Genomic DNA, 17,180 nt, shown 5'->3' on the forward strand with positions numbered 1-17,180 from the left:
TCGTTGAGTGTCAATCTACACTACTCACTGGCATTACTCTTGCCGCAGCCTCCCACATTGGCCGTTAGATAGGGGTCAACTAACTCAAATGAAATAGCCAAAAAATTTCAACGAATTAGCAAGCTATCCCAAGCATAAGTACAAGCCCTGTGGGTCCTAATGCTACTGGCCACTAAACTCAAATTCGCTCACTGTTTTCCACACTCTATAGCGTAATTCGGTGCCTTCTGGCAAATAGAACACTTTTGGTTGACGGCTGTCATAGCGTAACGTCATGGCTTCATTAAGCACAATAAACTCAGCTGATTTGGCGTTAGTGCACATCATTTTGGTTGTCGGACCTTGCATCACCTTATCTACTTGGTAATAGACATATCCCCAACCAGCTAGTGATATTTTGTCAATTTCACCGATGAGTTTAGTCTTATTACAATCGACAATTTTATTTTGGCCTATTTGCACTTCAAGCATGTAATCTTGCTCATCATTTAGTGCTGGTAGGGTCAATACATGTTGGACCATTCCCTCTGTGGGGGCAGGATACATTTTACTGGCTTCTTGCGGCTTATATTGAATGACATCCATAACCGTACTATTGATTTTTAGGGTGTTCAGATAATTATTGTCAACGGGACTGGTTGCTCTGGTTCCAAATGAGATAACACTAGCAAAGATGACAGTAACCGTCATCGCGATTTTTATGGTATCAGTAACACTGAGAGGTTTCATATTCTGTCCTTATAAAAATGCATGTAACGCTACCTCTATAAAATAGCATTGTATTTGTGGTTACCAGCTCAAAAGGTAATTGATTTTTAATGTGTACTTACTGTCAATTTATCTCCAAACAAGAGAGTAAATGGTCTTTTAACATACCAATTGCACTGTTAATAAAAGTCATGGCAGGTTTGATATCAACTCATTCAGTTTGAATTTAGATTATCCCTCTTTATCCCATAATAAGCGTGGTTTGTTTAGTGTAAACGATGCTTGATATGGAAAGGGTTAAATGAATATATTTTATTTACGCTAGTTTATTGTGCAACAGAAACATCAATAATTGAGTTTAGTTCATAAGTATGACATAACATACTGATAACCTTTGACACATTGTATTTATTAATAAGGTATCGTCTTCGATGCATAATACCCAAAATCTAGAACAAACCTCGCATATACTGCATTTAGCTTTACCTAAAATGGCGACCTTATCGATTCCTGTTACGCCAGAAAACTATGCTATTTGGTTTGATTATTTTGCTGAGAGGAACCTTAATTTAAAACGCGCAATTGACGGTTTAATTGCTAATGGTGTTCAATTTACTCCCGAAGTTAATTTAGGCTTATACAATCGATTTATTGAAGAGCAATCACCAGAAGTTATTGAGAACGTACAAATCGAAACTCAAATCCTGATTAACAGCTTACTAAATAAGATTGAGCAGTTAAATGTTGGCACTGAATCATTTTCAACTAACCTCAATGAATTTGGTGAAAAGCTACAAACAAATCCTAATACTGATGAACTTAATCTTATTGTTGGCTCTATCATCGCCGAAGTTGACCAAGTCATTGCTAATAATCATCAAATGTCTGCAAGTCTTGAATCATTATCGGATGAAATTGCCAACCTTAAAGACGAAATGGAAAATTTGAGTAAAGTGGCTATGACGGATGAACTCACATCGTTAAAAAACCGCCGCTCCTATGAATTGTTTGCCGCGGAGCAGATGACCAAGTTTGTCGACACTCAAACAGTATGCAGTTTGTTGATGATAGACATCGATAATTTCAAGATGTTTAATGATACTTTTGGACACTTAATTGGTGATAAAGTGTTGGCTTATGTGGCTTTAGCCATGAAGCATACCGTTAAAGGCGATGATTTGGTTGCCCGCTATGGTGGTGAAGAGTTTGTGGTAATGTTGCCCAATGCCAAGCTTATTGATGCCGTTAATGTGGCTGAAAAAATACGTGAAAGAATTGCATTAAAACAGCTTTCTATAGGTAAGGAAAAGAAACAGAACCTGGGCCATATTACCGTTTCTATTGGTGTGGCCACTATTCAAACGGGTGATGATGTAGATACCTTATTATCGCGTGCTGACGAACAACTTTATATTGCCAAAGCCGCTGGTAAAAATTGCGTCAAGTTTGGTTAATCACTCGCAGTGGTTGTACTGTGTTATTAGCATTTGTTTTGCTTATTCGCTGATACCAAGGTTTGATTTAACACCGTTAAACCCACAATGAATCAACTTTTATATGTTGAGTCATGTGGGCTTATTTTTACCTGCAGTTGATTACATTTAATACAACCAAAATGTTATTGCGCTTTTGGTTGTAAATCCATGTGCATCTTTATCAAATGTTCTTCCATATCAAATGATACGGTAAACCCAAGTGACTTGGCGAGGTTGGCCATACTGCGGTTTTCAAACATGGTAAAGCCCGTTAAATACAGTGTATTGTTGGTTTTATAGTAAGCAATCAGTTTTTCCAGTAATAATTTGCCTAAGCCAATCCCTTGATAATTACTGCGAACAGCCATAGCAAATTCAGCTTCGGTATTATCAGGGTCGATAGACGCTCTCACAGCCCCTAACGTTAGCTCTTCACCATCTTCTGTCATTGTCGTCGCAATAAACGCCATCTCACGCGAATAATCAATTTGCGTTAATACTGCCATTTCTTCATGGGTCATTCGTGAGCGCACCCCAAAATAGCGCTTGTATCTGTCTTCATCACTTAATGAATTATCAAAATCTAAGTGCTTAGGTTCATCTTCTGGCAAGATGGGACGCAACATTATCTCGAGTCCATTTTTCAGCGTGGTAGTTTGTTCTAATTCTTTTGGGTAGGGCAAAATGGCCAGACGGTTAATGTTGTCTTGCGGGGTGGCATGAAGACGCATATTGACGTCTAATAAGGTGATTATTTCCCCCGCGGCCAACACAGGATTAATGTCTACTTCGGCAATTTCAGGACAATCAATAATTAAGTGAGATATTTGAGTCAGCATCACGCATAAAGCATTCATGTCGAGACCAAGTGGCAAATGACGGTCTCGCAACTTATGGGTTTTAAGTGCTTGAATCACCATATAGCGAGCCAGTGCCATGTTTAATGGTGGCAGTGCAACCGCGGCATCGCGTGTTGGGTCCCATTCAGATCCACCTTCACCTAAACAGATTGCTGGACCAAATACTGGGTCATTAATTACCGATACTCTAATCTCTTGAGCACCTGCGGTTAACGCCATTTTTTGAATAATTAATCCATCAATTTTGGCCGAAGGGTTAATTTGATGAACCCTGTCAATAATAGAGTGCGCGGCGTGACTAACATCTTCATCAGAAGCTAAATTTAACACTACGCCGTGCACATCTGATTTATAGAGTAGGTCTGGTGATTGCACTTTTAACGCTACAGGATAACCCACTTGGTTGGCGACATTAACCGCTTCATCAACATCTTTTACAAAGCGGGTTTCAATGGTGTTGAGTCCGTAAGCCCGCAAAATATCCACAGCTTGATGTGTTTCAACCACTGTTTGACCATTATCCAAGGCGCGTTGCAGCAATAGCCGTGCAGCTTTGCTGTCAGTCGGAATATTATCGGGTATTGACTGCGGTACTTCTTGGAGTAACTTTTGGTTACGACGATATTCGACCATGTGCATAAATGCTCTCACGGCACCCTCAGGGGTTCGATAGGTCGGAATGCCTGCTTTGGTAAATCGTTTACGGGCCAAATAAGCTGAGTCTTCACCGCTCCAATTGGTGAGCATATTGATTCGATTACGATTAGGGTGTTGATTGATAGTGTCGATAATACTATTAGCGATTTCAACACTTTCACCTAATATCGATGGCGAATGTAGCACCAAAATAGTGTCAGTATCGTTACTGCTCATGAGCACTTTTAATGTATCTGCGTAGCGTTGGCTGTCTGAATCGCCAATCATGTCGATAGGATTTTGTCGTGACCATGTACTGGGTAAAATAGCATTCAGTTCTGTCACGGTTTTTTCTGACAATTGTGCCAGTTTGCCACCTTTAATAATCAACTCATCCGCAGCCAAGACTGCAGGGCCGCCGCCATTACTCATAATAACTAATCGTTCACCTTTTAATGGGGTTGAATGAGCAAGGCTTTCTACTGCAGCAAATAATTCAATTAAATCGTTTACTCTTAACATACCGGCACGTCTAAAAGCGGCTTCATAAACGGCATCGTTACCGCCAATACCACCAGTATGGAGCATTGCAGCTTGTACTCCTTCACGGCTGCGCCCTGATTTAATCACAAAGATGGGTTTATTGCGTGAGGCAGCGCGGGCGGCTGATAAAAAGTGACGTTTTTCGTTAATGGAATCGATATACAGCATGATAGCGCTGGTTTTACTGTCGCGGCCCAAATAATCGAGTAATTCGTCAAAGTCGATATCGGTGGCATCGCCGAGTGAAATAAACGACGAAAAGCCAATACCTTTATTGTTGGCCCAATCGAGGACTGTGGTGCAAATAGCAGCCGATTGCGACACAAATGCAATTTTTCCGACGTTGGCTCCTGCGTGCGCTAAACTGGCATTGAGCCCTATAGGCGGTAAAATCATTCCTAAACTATTGGGGCCTAATAAACGCATACCGTATCGTTTCGCATACTGTTTGGTGAGTTCCAGTAAATTATTACCTTGCTCGTCAGTTTGCGATGCCATGCCAGAAGCCATAATAATCGCAACTTTGCAGCCAAATTGAGCCAAACGTTCAACAATACTGGGCACTTTCAGGGCGTTGGTACAAATTATAGCTAAATCAGGTTTGATCGGTAATGCTTCAATATTGGGGTAAGCCAATACGCCCATTACTGCGGTGTATTTGGGTGTCACAGGCATTATTGGACCAGAAAAACCGCCTGATAGCAGGTTTTTCATCACTGCTTTACCTGCGCGTTTATTGCCGTTAGATGCGCCAATGACTGCCACAGAAGTGGGTTTAAAGAGTGCATTAATACTGCGTTGACTCATAAAGTGTGACCTTAGCTGACTGGCAATAAACAAGGTAGTTAGCGCTAGATTAGCATATTATTTTATCGAATAACGATAAAGAGATTATTTTAACGGACGGACTATTTTGTGAATAAAACCAATTACTCACTTAATCTTTGAACATCGATTATCACATCATAAAAAACCATCGATAGAGTCGATTTATAAGTGTTGTCTCGAACATAAAAAATGCAATAAAAAAGGGCCATTTAGGCCCTTTGTTATTGTTATTGTTATTGTAGTTATAATTGCATTTAATGCTGTTCGGTTGCTGGTATCGCAGACGAAGGAGCAGGGACGTAAATATTGATGACCTTGCGGATCAATGCTTTACCGTCTTCAATTGCAATATATAAACATGGAATAAGACATAAAGTTACCACAGTCGCAAATAATACTCCGAACGCTAATGAAACCGCCATTGGGATCACCATTTGAGCTTGCATACTGGTCTCAGCCATAATCGGCACTAAACCCATGAATGTTGTTAATGACGTTAGCATGATAGCCCTAAAGCGACGGCAACCTGCATTGAGAACGGCTTGTTTCATCGGCACACCCGCTTTGCGGGAGTTATTGACATAATCCACCATCACCAACGAGTCATTCACCACAACACCAGCCGCGGCAATAATACCGAACATCGAAAGTACACTTAAATCGATACCTAAAATGATGTGGCCCATTACGGAACCAATAACCCCAAACGGGATCACAGACATGATCATCACAGGCTGAATATATGAGCGTAGTGGAATAGCTAACAAGCTATAAATCAGCAATAACGATAAGATAAAGTCACGCATTTGTGTATCTGCGCTGTCTAATTGCTCTTGAATACTACCAGACACTTCACTGTGTACCCGCGGATACTTAATCAATAACTCAGGCATAAAGTTATCACGGATATCTTTAGCTAACTTAAACGGTTCAGTTTGATCTGCATCTACATTGGCCCACACGTTAATGGTACGGTTACCATTTTCGCGGCGGATACTGTTAACGCCTTGAACCACCATTATTTCAGCCACTTCAGATAGCGGTAATTCTGCACCTTGTGGGGTGTTAATCATCACATCTTGTACCAATGCGATTGAATTACGTTGCTCTTCAGGGTAGCGAAGCATCACTTTTATTTCTTCACCATTACGAATAATACGTTGTGCTTCAAGACCGTAAAAGCTGTTGCCCACCTGTGAGGCGATATTGGCTAAGGTTAAACCCAATGCATTGGCCAACGGCTTTAACTGAAACTGCACTTCTTTGGCACTTGATTGACGGCTGTCGTTTACGTCACTGACGCCTTTAAGTGAATTCAGTTTGGCTTTTAGGGCTAATGACGCTGCCACTAACTGGCTTTCATCTTTACCTTCAAGCCTAAAGCTAATGTCGCCATCTTCACGACCTCCGCCCATTAAACTGTCTTGAATGCTAAACGATTTAACTCCTGGAATTTGTGGCATTGCTTTACGCCATAAGTCTGCTAAAGCAAAGGTATCCATTGGTCTAAGTGATGGGTCTACCAATTTAGTCATCACTTCTGCTGTTGTTTGCCCTTTAAGATCGACTTGCATGTCAGAAATCATTTTCTGGCCATATTGCTGTTCAATCTTTTTATCAACATCATATAAAGTCTGCTCTATGGCCAGTGCGGCCGCGAGTGTCGATTTTTCTGATGCATCAACGTTCATTTCAACGGTGACTCTTGGAAAGTCGTGTGGAATTTTTGGTTGACCGATAAAACGAACCAAACCGCCCATATAAAGCCCAACACAGATCAAAATCAAGCTGATAAACAACATGATAACCGCGTAACGATACTCAACCGCTAATTCAAGGGAAGGGCGATAGACAGACTTTATAAATTTCGTTAAGCCGCGATCAATTTTACCTTGAACAAAATTAACGCCGTTACGCAGCCAATCTAATGGATTTTTTGAACCTGGTTTAACAATGGTAGGCTTTTTCATGTGCGCCAAATGCGCAGGCAAAATCAATTTAGATTCTATTAATGAAAATAATAAACATAAAATAACAACAAAACCAATAGCCTGCCCAAATGCAGATGATGGACCATCGTCCATGGTTATTGGTAGAAAAGCGGCTATCGTGGTCAATACACCAAAGGTTGCTGGCATGGCGACTTTTTTAACCCCACGAATAACGCTGTCAATACTTTGGCCGTGTTCTTCTGATTCGCTGTGGGCACTTTCGCCCATCACAATGGCATCATCGACCACTATCCCCAGTACTAAGATAAAGGCGAACAAGCTGATAACGTTAATGGTTACATCAAAAAATGCCATTGGCATAAACAATAGTGTGCCTAGGAAACACACGGGTAGTCCCATCATCACCCAAAAAGCCAATCGAACACGCAAGAACAAAGCCAGCATGATAAACACTAATATCGCACCACTTTTCATGCTGTCGAGCATCAGTTGTAAACGGCCATCTAAGTAGTAGGTCATGTCTACCCAAGGTTCAAGTTTTACACCTTGTGGTAATATTTTTTGCTGTTTATCGACAAAGCTATTAATGGTATCTGCCACATCGGTAATACTTTGGTTTTTACCCGCACCAATGAAGAAGGTAACTGAATTTTTACCATTAAATTTAGAGTATTGAATGCCTTCTTCAAAGCCATCATTTACGCTGGCAATATCACCCAATAAAATCTTGGTACCATCATCTAATGTTAGTAAAGGCAGTTGTTCAAACTCGTAACCCACATAGGCTTGATTCTGAACGCGTAAATTGATGTAACCATTTTCTGCTTTGATTTGGCCAGCCGACATATTGCGTGAATAGCCACGAACGGCCTCAGCGACATCGTTAAATGTTATCCCAAACTCACGTAAACGGTCTTTACTGACTTCAATGCCGATTTCATAACTTAAGCCGCTATAATATTCGCTAATGTTGACCCCAGGCAATTGCATGATTTCATCATTAATGCGCTCGCCTAAATCTTTGAGTTGCTTTTGGTTTAAGTCACCATAAAGGCTTAAATACATTACTTCTTGGCGAAATTTAATCCGTTCAACTTTAGGGGGCTCCATGCCACCAGGAAAGGTTGAAATGGAGTCAATTTCAGACTTAACCTCTTCAAGTACGACTTGTGGATCATATGAGTCTTCAACCTGAAAATATCCCTGCGCTATATTACGATTTGAATAGGTAATAACCCTTTTTAATCCTTGAACACTTTCTAAGGCTTGTTCAATTTTAATGGTAATGCCTTCTTCCACTTCTTGTGGTGCAGTACCTGGGTAAACGGCGCTAAATTGAATCCAGTTAACTTCAACAGCAGGGAAGAATTGCTTACGGATTGTATTGGCGGTCAACAGACCACCGAGTATGATAATGATCATCAACAAGTTTGCTGCTACGCTATTGCGGGCAAACCAGGCGATAATTCCTTTGTTAGTATCGTCCATGATGTTTATTTACCTTCCATCGCAAGTTCAGTTTTTTCTGTTTCTACTGACTCATCTTGTAAGATTTTATCTTCAGGCAAAGCGAGTTGCATACCTTCTAGCGGGTAATCAAGCGCTGATGTGATAACTTGCACGCCTGATTCAATACCTTCGGAAATCACTACATTCGCGCCTTCTTGGCGAATAATGTTAACAGGTTTATAACGTAAGGTTTTGTCGCTATCCATCACGGCAACTAAACCATTTACAATCAAATGACGCGGAATAATGGCCACATTACCGGCATTACTGCCTTCAACATAGGCGGTAACATAGGTGCCAAATCGTAATTCATTTTTATCGCTATTGAGTCCGTATGGGTCGTCTATTTCGGCAACCAGGTATGTCATGCGGCTTTTGCTGTCGACCACGCCTTCACTGCGAACAATTTTTCCTATCCACTCTTGTTTGCTTCCAGCAAAGTTACCCACTAATCGTACCTCAGCATGAGTGCCTTTTTGATCTAAATATTGCATTTCTTTATCGGCAAGCGGTAAGCGGATTTCTGCTGTATCAGTATTGTAAACATGACCAATTTTACTGCCAGTGGTGACGTATGCACCTAAACCGATTTCACGGCTGGAAATCAGTGCATCATACGGCGCGCGGATAACCGTACGCTCTAAATCACGTTGTGCACGTAATAAACCCGCTTCAGCACTTTTTAGTTTGGCTAATTCTTGTGCTAATTGTGGCTTGCGTAAACTGAGATCGGTTGGCTTACTGCTGGTTATCTCGGCCCATTCTCGTAAGGCGACTTCCGCATTGGCTCGTTCTTGCACCATGTTGGCTTTAGATGAGGCTATGTTTGCTTGAGCATCTAATAAACCTGCTTCATAGTCACTGGGATCAATTTTAGCTAAAACATCACCTTTTTTAACAAAGCCACCCTTGACGAATTTATCGGCTAAATAAATAATTTCACCGCTGACTTGTGCGACGAGTTCGGTGTCGTATTTTGCCGCGACAACACCGTATGAACTGACTGAGAAGGTCATCGGTTTATATTCAAGTGCTTCAACCGACACTAATGGGGTGGTATCAACTGCAGGCTTTTCTTCAGGCGGTTTTTTTAGTGCAGCAATTCCAACTAAACCGGCTATTCCAATACCTAATACTATGATGGGTAATATTATTTGTTTTTTAGTAGCCACAATGCTTCCTTTTTATAATCCGATATTTTTGCAGTAAGTTCATTTCATACCGCCAATAGTTTTTTTTCTACTGTATATGTTAATCGATATGTTTAGTGTTTGTTGTTTCATTGTGTAAACTTGTGTGTCAACTACTAGCATGTGAACTCATGACAAAAAAACCTTTAGGGAACTGATATTGTGCAGATTGAAAACACCTCTAGATTACAGTTGTCATTAATGACCCTTAATGACAGCGCACTATTATTTGAACTAGACCAAGATGAACGAGTCATGCACTTTCTTAATGGTGGCAATAAAACCACTCAGCATCAGATAGATACGATCATGTTGCCAAGATTGGCTCAATATTTAAATCCGTCAAAAGGTTGGGGATTATGGAAAGTCCATGCGCTCGATTGTGACGCCAATGATCAACACGGGTTAAGCGGCGAGTATTTAGGCTGGGTATTAGTCAGACCAATGTACTTTTTCACCCAAGCACAACCACATAACTTGGAATTAGGTTGGCGTTTTAAGCATATTTGTTGGGGTAAGGGCTATGCTACAGAAGCTGCCAAAGCGGTTATGGATACAGTCAGTGAGCCTGATGGCGTGACTCATGTGAGTGCCGTTGCTGTAGAGGACAATCTTGCCTCAATTGCGATTATGAAAAAACTCGGTATGACGTTTCAACATAAAAGTATTCACCGCGATCCTTTAGGCGATACTGAAGCAGTGTTTTATCAAAAAGCGGTGTAATGTTTTTTAAGGCAATAAAAAAGAGCAGCCTGAGCTGCTCTTTTGTTGTATTACATCCAGTCGATTACTTTTTTGCGTCTAAATAACGCTCAGCATCAAGTGCTGCCATACAACCTGTACCGGCTGAAGTGATTGCTTGACGGTAATGTTGATCCATTACGTCGCCACAAGCATAAACACCTTCGATGCTAGTTTGTGTAGCATTGCCTTGTAAACCACTGTTTACTTGTAAGTAACCGTGATTCATTTCTAATTGACCAGCAAAAATACCAGTATTAGGGCTGTGACCGATAGCAACAAATACACCAGCGACTTCTAAATCTGTCACTGAACCATCTTTAGTGCTTTTCTTTTTAAGACCCGTCACACCCATATCGTTACCAGTGACTTCTTCAAGTGTTTGGTCAAGATGTAAAATGATATTACCGTTAGCGACTTTGTCCATTAAGCGGTTAATCAAAATCTTTTCTGAACGGAAGCTGTCACGACGGTGAATTAAGTGAACTTCAGATGCAATATTACTTAAGTAAAGTGCTTCTTCAACAGCAGTATTACCACCACCAATCACCGCAACTTTTTGGTTACGATAAAAGAAACCGTCACATGTAGCGCAGGCAGAAACACCGCGGCCCATAAATGCTTCTTCAGATGGAAGACCTAAGTATTTAGCAGATGCACCAGTGGCAATAATTAATGCATCACAGGTAAATTCGCCATTGTCGCCTTTTAAACGGAAAGGGCGCTCAGTTAGGGTCACTTCATTGATATGATCGAAAATAATTTCGGTATCAAACTTTTCAGCGTGTTTTTGCATGCGCTCCATTAATGCTGGACCGGTTAAGTCTTCAGCATCGCCTGGCCAGTTTTCCACTTCAGTAGTAGTGGTTAATTGACCACCTTGCTGCATGCCTGTGATCATCACAGGATTTAAATTTGCACGCGCAGCATAAACAGCAGCGGTATAGCCGGCAGGGCCAGAACCTAAAATTAGTAGGTTAACGTGACGAGCTTCACTCATGATTTTGTTCTCCGATAACATGCCTTAAGCAATTTACATGGGATTGTATGGAATTTACCGCTGCGGGTAAAGTGAAGTTGAGTGTAGGAAATCGATTGGGGTTATCTATTGTGTAAATATTCCGTTTCAGGTGAGTGACGTTACCTGAAACAAATCAAAACCAGTTAGCGCTTGTTGATTTTTTGTTAATATAATGGTTAATCATTATGACCTGCACAGGTAAAAGTAACCTCAACGTTAAAATATACCAAATGAGTAATGAAGGATATAAATGATAGTAAGAGGCTTTTTATCGTGAACAAATTAGAATGACTGTGCAGAAAATGATCATTTATAAAATGGCGATTAAAATATTGCAGTTCTGAAAGCACACCTTGGAACAGAGAAAAAACATTTATTCCAATGAAACATCATCGCTCATAGCTAACGCCATATATTAGTTTAACAATTATACATCATTTTTTTTTAATGATAATATATTCATCGCTCATTGACTGAAGCTCAAATGATTCATAGCAGCTTCAGTAGGATTGATTTTTTTAAAGGACTAAACGATGCCAAATAATATAGAGCTATGCTATAGCAAAAGTAATACCTACCCAGTTAACCCAAATAACGAACAAGTCTTTGCCACGTTTCAACAAGACAATCCACATATTAATGGTGCTTTTGTTTCTGCTGGCACCCCTTTCATTATGCGTAGTGGCAACACTAATGGTACTAATTGGCGCCAAGAAAGACCTGAATTAGTCTGCACGCTTAATCAAATACAATCTTTACCACAACAAGCAAAACGAAATATCGCTTTGATGGATGATATGTTTGGAGGCGAAAACCTACAAGCACTCGCTGATTTTTATCAAGCAGAGTTAGCACCCATGCTGCGCAATGAAAGCATAGGAGCCATAGGCGCAGCATCAACTGCCTTAGATACAAGATTAAGTAACTTTGCTAAAGCCGCGAATAAACTTCAAGATGCATTATAGAAAGTAAGAATTGGCGCACAAGCAAAATATCCTAAAGCCCAAATGATGATGTTAGAACAAAACGCAAGGGAACTAGGGAAAGACTTTAATCAAAAGTTCCAAGCAGAAATCAATAAATACATTGGTCGGGTCAAAAGCAAAAGAGGTACTGTTTACAGTAATGCTGATCGAGGTATCAATAAAGCAAAAAGCGGTAGGTCCATAAAACCGATTCAATTTACCTCTACAGTCGATTTTCAAAATTTACGTGCTTTTGAAATGGGAGCTAATGTTCTCGGTAAAGGATTAATTGTGCTTGATGCTGGGATTCGTGTGGGCAATGTACATGTTGATTATTTAGCTGGAGCTAATTGGCAAAAAAGAGCAGCAGTTGAAACTGCCGGTTTTGGTTTGAGTACTGCGGCAGGTTTATGGGGGGGAGGTCAAGTCGTAGCAGCTGGCCTAGGTGTTGCTATGCTAGCTACGCCTGTTGGATGGGTCATTATTATCGGTACTGCCATAACGGTTGGAGTTGTAGCGGCTAAAGGTGGAGATATTGCTGGGAAATGGGCTGCCAATAAAGCCTATAATATCGGAGATTGGCTTAATAGCCTGTAAAGGAGGTATTCATGTCAGAACTATCAACTGAAGACTGGATGAGTATATTTTTTTTTATTACCTTCTGTATGTGGAGTATTTCTGTACTTTTGTTTGGCCGAATTACCGTTAAGCATATTGAGCGCGAAATGGCAAAAGAGGACATATTACCAGCAGAATGGGATAAAGGCATAGGTATGAGATACCCCGCTTATGCGAGTATTATCATGCGCCCTAACGCTAAAAGGCATGCTTCTATTGTTGACATAGAAGCTACAAAGCGCTTTAGTCGAAAAGTCGACTGGTATTTGGCTGTATTTGTACAGATCTCTAGTGTCGTGTTTTTTACTCTTATGTTTACTGTTGCTTATCTATACGGCCCTGATAGCTAGCAAAATTGGTTGCGTTAATATTTAGATACGACGATAACAATCGGTATTGTGGTGACTAAGGCCGGTAATGGGATTGAGATATTCGGAGCTAATAAAGCCTTTAATTTAGGTGACTGGTTAAATAGCCTATAGCGAGGGATTTATGGAAGAGTTATCCACTGAAAGCTTGATGGCGGTAGTGTTTTTTATTGTATTGCTTATATGGGGTACTGCCATATTTTTATTTGGCCGCATTACTATTAAACATCTTGAGCAAGAAATGTTGAAAGAAGGGATAGAGCCCCCTGCTTGGGATAAAGGTATTGGTGCACGAATGGTTGCTTACGCTGGGATTATAGCTTGGCCCAACCTCAAACGTCATGCTTCTCTTGTTAATATTGAAGCGACAAAGCGCTTTAGTCGAAGCAAAGACAAAAAACTTGCGTGGTTCTATATTATTTCTTCGGTAAGTATTTTTACTCTTGGATTAATTATTTACTATCTATATATCCATAAGAGTTAATAGTGTTACTGGGTGATTGATTTTACATCGATGAGTAATATTAAGTACAAGCTAACAAAAAAATCTATCCTCTGCTGTTGGTCAAATAGGGTGTTTTTGTTTCATTGTTGAAATAAGGACATCTCTCTTATTTCAACAATGTGTCGTAAACTCAAAAATCTCAGTGATTTTGGTTGATCACGTAATAAGAAAAGTACTATTTATCTCAATCCAATTAGTAAACCAAATGACAAGTTGGTAAATTATTTTTTTCTAAATAATTCTGATGGTATTCTTCGGCAATGTGGAATGTTTGTATCGGTACAATTTCAGTCACAATATGACGCTGCCCCCATTTACCACTGCGTGCTAACGCCAGTTTAGAGCTTTCAGCTTGGGCTTTTTGCTCTTTATCGTGGAAAAAAATCGTACTGCGATATTGTGTGCCAATGTCGCCGCCCTGCATATTCAGCATGGTTGGGTTGTGGTTTTTCCAAAAAGTGTCCAACAATTCGTTGTAACTGACGACTTCTGGATCAAACTCAACTTGCACCACTTCTGCATGACCAGTGGAACCCGTCTTCACTTCTTTATATGTCGTCGCACTGTCTTTGCCACCCATGTAGCCACACGTTGCGTTAATGACGCCGTTAATTTCACGGAAAAAATATTCAACACCCCAAAAACAGCCTGCACCAAATGTTGCTAACGCCATGACAAACCCTTAAAACAAATTATAGAAGTCTAGATGGCTGTAATTGTGTTGAATATCGACAATATTTGCAAGCAAACTTTTATTAATAAATAAATCTAAGTTATGCCACCAATAAAATAGCGTTTGGCTATGATAGAATCCGCCACAATAGGCAGTAATAGTTAACATCGTTTTACGTCAAAGTTAACTACGCCATATAATAATGAGACAAGGAGTTGATAGTGTTATCTGACCTGATGATAAACCGCGATTTTTTAGCCTATACCTTAGCCAATCCAAATCAATTACCTGCGGCATATGATTTTATGTTGGCAGATCATACTCGCGTAGATGTGTGGGATACGGGAGTGATTGTATTTACGCCGGCTAATGCCACCAAAGACATCGTGCTGTCTTGTGCTGTGCACGGTAATGAAACTGCACCGATTGAAATCTGTAATCAACTCATTAAAGATTTGCTGACTCAACGCATTGTAGCCAAGCAGCGGGTGATGTTTTTAATTGGTAATCCGGCAGCGATCATCAATAAAACCCGTTTTATTGATGAAAACATGAATCGTCTTTTTAGTGGCGCGCATTCTAAAGGCGAGGGCTTAAGCCATCCAGAGCGTCACCGTGCCAAAGCATTAGAGCAATACGTGGCTGATTTTTTCAATGCTAATAGCGACAACCAACGTATTCATTACGACTTACATACTGCTATCCGTGCCTCAAAGCATGAAAAGTTTGCCATTTACCCATACCGCCCAGGCCGTGCTTTCAGCGGTGAACAAATTATGTTTTTGGCGGCATGTGGCGTTGATACTATGTTGTTTCACCACGAACCAACAACAACGTTTAGTTATTATTCGTCAGAGCAATTCCAAGCAGATGCTTTTACAGTGGAATTAGGCAAAGTGATGCCATTTGGCCAAAATGACATGAGTCGTTTTGCACAAACTCATACTATGCTTGAAAAGTTGATTACTGAAACTAAGTTAGCACCTGTTGAGTTCGACCCTAGCAAGGTCAACTTGTATAAGGTATCGCGCTCTATTAACAAGCACTTTGATGATTTTGAATTTAGCTTTGCAGGCGATGCAGAAAACTTCAGTGCCTTTAGTCAGGGCGAGGTATTAGCGACAGAAGGCGGTAATGCCATCATTGTTGAATACCCACAAGAAGCCATCGTATTTCCCAATGCAAATGTGCCCATTGGGCAACGTACAGTGCTATGTTTAGTACCTGCACCAAACGAGTCAATTTTATAGTCGTAAAGCAATATATACATGTCAATCGTGAGTAAAATGCGATTACAGTGAGAGTAAGTATTGATAGGTAGTTTACGTTAACGTAATGTCTACTCGCATAGTATAAATAGAGCCATGTTTATGTTGAACATGGCTCAACAATAACAAGAGCATAATATGAGCAACGCACCACTGACCAATGAAACAGTGCACCGTGTCAGCTTCTTAGACAAAGCGTCATTGCACATCCCCATTTTGCGTATTTTGCAAGCTGATGGCACTACGTATGAAAACGCGGTTCTACCAGTAATCGACAAGGCTTTGGCCGAAAAAATCTTTGATACTTGTGTTTTTACACGCGTATTAGACGAGCGTATGTTGGGTGCGCAGCGTCAAGGGCGGATTAGTTTTTACATGACCTGTACCGGTGAAGAAGCCTCAATTATTGGCAGCACTGCAGCACTTGATAAAGACGACGTCATTTTGGCTCAATATCGTGAGCACGCCTCATTGCGTTATCGCGGTTTTACGACTGAACAATTTATGAATCAAATGTTCAGTAACGAGAAAGATTTAGGTAAAGGTCGTCAAATGCCGATTCATTACGGCAGCCGTGAACTCAACTACCAAACCATTTCATCACCACTGGCAACTCAAATTCCACAAGCCACAGGTGTTGCTTATGGTATGAAGCTGCAAGGCAAGCGTAACGTCGCCATTTGTTACTTTGGCGAAGGTGCAGCATCAGAAGGTGACTTCCATGCTGGTTTGAACATGGCTGCAGTGCTTAAGTCTCCGACCATCTTTTTCTGTCGTAACAATGGTTATGCGATTTCAACCCCTACAGAAGAGCAATTTGCCGGTAACGGTATTGCTAGTCGGGGAGTTGGTTACGGTATGCATACCATCCGTGTAGACGGTAACGACATGTTAGCGGTGTTAGCGGCCACGCAACAAGCTCGTGCCCATGCACTAGAACATAATGCACCGGTATTAATTGAAGCGATGACTTATCGTTTGGGCGCGCATTCTTCATCAGACGATCCATCTGGATATCGTTCAAAAGAAGAAGAAGCCAAATGGCAGCAACACGATCCAGTAAAACGTTTTAAGTTATGGATGGTCAATAAAGGCTGGATAACTGAAGCCGATGAAGCCAAGTTATTTGAACGTTATCGCGAAGAAGTGCTAGCAGCAGTTAAAGTGGCTGAAAAGTTACCTATTCCGAAACTAGATGAAATTATTGAAGATGTGCTTGATAAACCGACTCCAGCATTGAGAAAACAGCTGAAAGAGCTGAAAGAACACATTGCTAAGTATCCAAAAGCCTATCCAAAAAGCGCAGGGAGACTCTAAACC

The 17,180-nt window shown here is 40.7% G+C and carries 14 protein-coding genes; 8 read left to right on the plus strand and 6 right to left on the minus strand.

Going from position 1 to position 17,180, the window contains the following annotated elements; all coding sequences use genetic code 11:
* Positions 1 to 162: 162 nt before the first annotated feature.
* The gene (gene eco / locus EGC86_RS09675) at positions 163 to 729 is read right to left on the minus strand and encodes a serine protease inhibitor ecotin (protein ID WP_102036751.1); all 567 of its coding nucleotides are present in this window, start codon (positions 727 to 729) and stop codon (positions 163 to 165) included.
* Positions 730 to 1,139: 410 nt separating this feature from the next.
* Here eco and EGC86_RS09680 point away from each other — a divergent pair, with 410 nt between their 5' ends.
* A complete protein-coding gene (locus EGC86_RS09680; RefSeq protein ID WP_011637388.1) occupies positions 1,140 to 2,162 on the plus strand; it encodes a GGDEF domain-containing protein in 1,023 nt (340 codons plus the stop codon).
* Between the two features lie 164 nt (positions 2,163 to 2,326).
* On the opposite strand, the gene EGC86_RS09685 is transcribed toward EGC86_RS09680, so the two are convergent.
* The 3 genes from EGC86_RS09685 to EGC86_RS09695 form a co-directional block, all read right to left on the minus strand.
* The gene (locus EGC86_RS09685) at positions 2,327 to 5,029 is read right to left on the minus strand and encodes a bifunctional acetate--CoA ligase family protein/GNAT family N-acetyltransferase (RefSeq protein WP_011637389.1); all 2,703 of its coding nucleotides are present in this window, start codon (positions 5,027 to 5,029) and stop codon (positions 2,327 to 2,329) included.
* 275 nt (positions 5,030 to 5,304) lie between these two features.
* Positions 5,305 to 8,490, minus strand: coding sequence for an efflux RND transporter permease subunit (locus tag EGC86_RS09690; RefSeq protein WP_011637390.1), 3,186 nt, complete (start codon positions 8,488 to 8,490; stop codon positions 5,305 to 5,307).
* Between the two features lie 5 nt (positions 8,491 to 8,495).
* The gene (locus EGC86_RS09695) at positions 8,496 to 9,683 is read right to left on the minus strand and encodes an efflux RND transporter periplasmic adaptor subunit (protein WP_011637391.1); all 1,188 of its coding nucleotides are present in this window, start codon (positions 9,681 to 9,683) and stop codon (positions 8,496 to 8,498) included.
* 180 nt (positions 9,684 to 9,863) lie between these two features.
* Between EGC86_RS09695 and EGC86_RS09700 the strand changes: the two genes are divergently transcribed.
* Entirely contained in the window at positions 9,864 to 10,424 is a 561-nt protein-coding gene (locus EGC86_RS09700; RefSeq protein WP_123777391.1) for a GNAT family N-acetyltransferase, read from the plus strand.
* 64 nt (positions 10,425 to 10,488) lie between these two features.
* On the opposite strand, the gene trxB is transcribed toward EGC86_RS09700, so the two are convergent.
* On the minus strand, positions 10,489 to 11,442 hold the full coding sequence (trxB, locus tag EGC86_RS09705; protein WP_123777392.1) for a thioredoxin-disulfide reductase: 954 nt from the start codon (positions 11,440 to 11,442) through the stop codon (positions 10,489 to 10,491).
* Positions 11,443 to 11,996: 554 nt separating this feature from the next.
* Between trxB and EGC86_RS09710 the strand changes: the two genes are divergently transcribed.
* The 4 genes from EGC86_RS09710 (at position 11,997) to EGC86_RS09725 (ending at position 13,898) form a co-directional block, all read left to right on the plus strand.
* The gene (locus EGC86_RS09710; RefSeq protein WP_123777393.1) at positions 11,997 to 12,428 is read left to right on the plus strand and encodes a hypothetical protein; all 432 of its coding nucleotides are present in this window, start codon (positions 11,997 to 11,999) and stop codon (positions 12,426 to 12,428) included.
* 42 nt (positions 12,429 to 12,470) lie between these two features.
* Positions 12,471 to 13,025, plus strand: coding sequence for a hypothetical protein (locus EGC86_RS09715; RefSeq protein ID WP_123777394.1), 555 nt, complete (start codon positions 12,471 to 12,473; stop codon positions 13,023 to 13,025).
* An 11-nt stretch (positions 13,026 to 13,036) separates the two neighbouring features.
* The gene (locus tag EGC86_RS09720; protein WP_123777395.1) at positions 13,037 to 13,396 is read left to right on the plus strand and encodes a hypothetical protein; all 360 of its coding nucleotides are present in this window, start codon (positions 13,037 to 13,039) and stop codon (positions 13,394 to 13,396) included.
* A gap of 142 nt (positions 13,397 to 13,538) precedes the next feature.
* On the plus strand, positions 13,539 to 13,898 hold the full coding sequence (locus EGC86_RS09725) for a hypothetical protein (RefSeq protein WP_123777396.1): 360 nt from the start codon (positions 13,539 to 13,541) through the stop codon (positions 13,896 to 13,898).
* Positions 13,899 to 14,112: 214 nt separating this feature from the next.
* On the opposite strand, the gene msrA is transcribed toward EGC86_RS09725, so the two are convergent.
* Complete coding sequence (gene msrA / locus EGC86_RS09730; protein ID WP_123777397.1) at positions 14,113 to 14,592, minus strand: peptide-methionine (S)-S-oxide reductase MsrA; 480 nt, start codon at positions 14,590 to 14,592, stop codon at positions 14,113 to 14,115.
* A gap of 221 nt (positions 14,593 to 14,813) precedes the next feature.
* On the opposite strand from msrA, the gene astE reads away from it, so the two are divergent.
* Positions 14,814 to 15,842: a succinylglutamate desuccinylase gene (gene astE / locus EGC86_RS09735; RefSeq protein WP_123777398.1), complete on the plus strand. Its 1,029-nt coding sequence runs from the start codon at positions 14,814 to 14,816 to the stop codon at positions 15,840 to 15,842.
* A gap of 156 nt (positions 15,843 to 15,998) precedes the next feature.
* Positions 15,999 to 17,177, plus strand: a complete 1,179-nt coding sequence (locus EGC86_RS09740; protein WP_011637396.1) for a thiamine pyrophosphate-dependent dehydrogenase E1 component subunit alpha — start codon at positions 15,999 to 16,001, stop codon at positions 17,175 to 17,177.
* Positions 17,178 to 17,180: the final 3 nt, after the last annotated feature.

Source organism: Shewanella frigidimarina (genome assembly GCF_003797125.1).
Taxonomy (GTDB): Bacteria; Pseudomonadota; Gammaproteobacteria; order Enterobacterales; family Shewanellaceae; genus Shewanella; species Shewanella frigidimarina.

Excerpts from the sequence above, each read along its gene's own strand:
- EGC86_RS09725 (WP_123777396.1), top strand. The coding sequence starts at position 13,539 with ATGGAAGAGTTATCCACTGAAAGCTTGATGGCGGTAGTGTTTTTTATT.
- EGC86_RS09685 (WP_011637389.1), bottom strand. The coding sequence starts at position 5,029 with ATGAGTCAACGCAGTATTAATGCACTCTTTAAACCCACTTCTGTGGCA.
- msrA (WP_123777397.1), bottom strand. The coding sequence starts at position 14,592 with ATGGCGTTAGCAACATTTGGTGCAGGCTGTTTTTGGGGTGTTGAATAT.
- trxB (WP_123777392.1), bottom strand. The coding sequence starts at position 11,442 with ATGAGTGAAGCTCGTCACGTTAACCTACTAATTTTAGGTTCTGGCCCT.
- EGC86_RS09715 (WP_123777394.1), top strand. The coding sequence starts at position 12,471 with ATGATGATGTTAGAACAAAACGCAAGGGAACTAGGGAAAGACTTTAAT.
- EGC86_RS09740 (WP_011637396.1), top strand. The coding sequence starts at position 15,999 with ATGAGCAACGCACCACTGACCAATGAAACAGTGCACCGTGTCAGCTTC.
- EGC86_RS09720 (WP_123777395.1), top strand. The coding sequence starts at position 13,037 with ATGTCAGAACTATCAACTGAAGACTGGATGAGTATATTTTTTTTTATT.
- EGC86_RS09710 (WP_123777393.1), top strand. The coding sequence starts at position 11,997 with ATGCCAAATAATATAGAGCTATGCTATAGCAAAAGTAATACCTACCCA.
- EGC86_RS09680 (WP_011637388.1), top strand. The coding sequence starts at position 1,140 with ATGCATAATACCCAAAATCTAGAACAAACCTCGCATATACTGCATTTA.
- eco (WP_102036751.1), bottom strand. The coding sequence starts at position 729 with ATGAAACCTCTCAGTGTTACTGATACCATAAAAATCGCGATGACGGTT.
- EGC86_RS09690 (WP_011637390.1), bottom strand. The coding sequence starts at position 8,490 with ATGGACGATACTAACAAAGGAATTATCGCCTGGTTTGCCCGCAATAGC.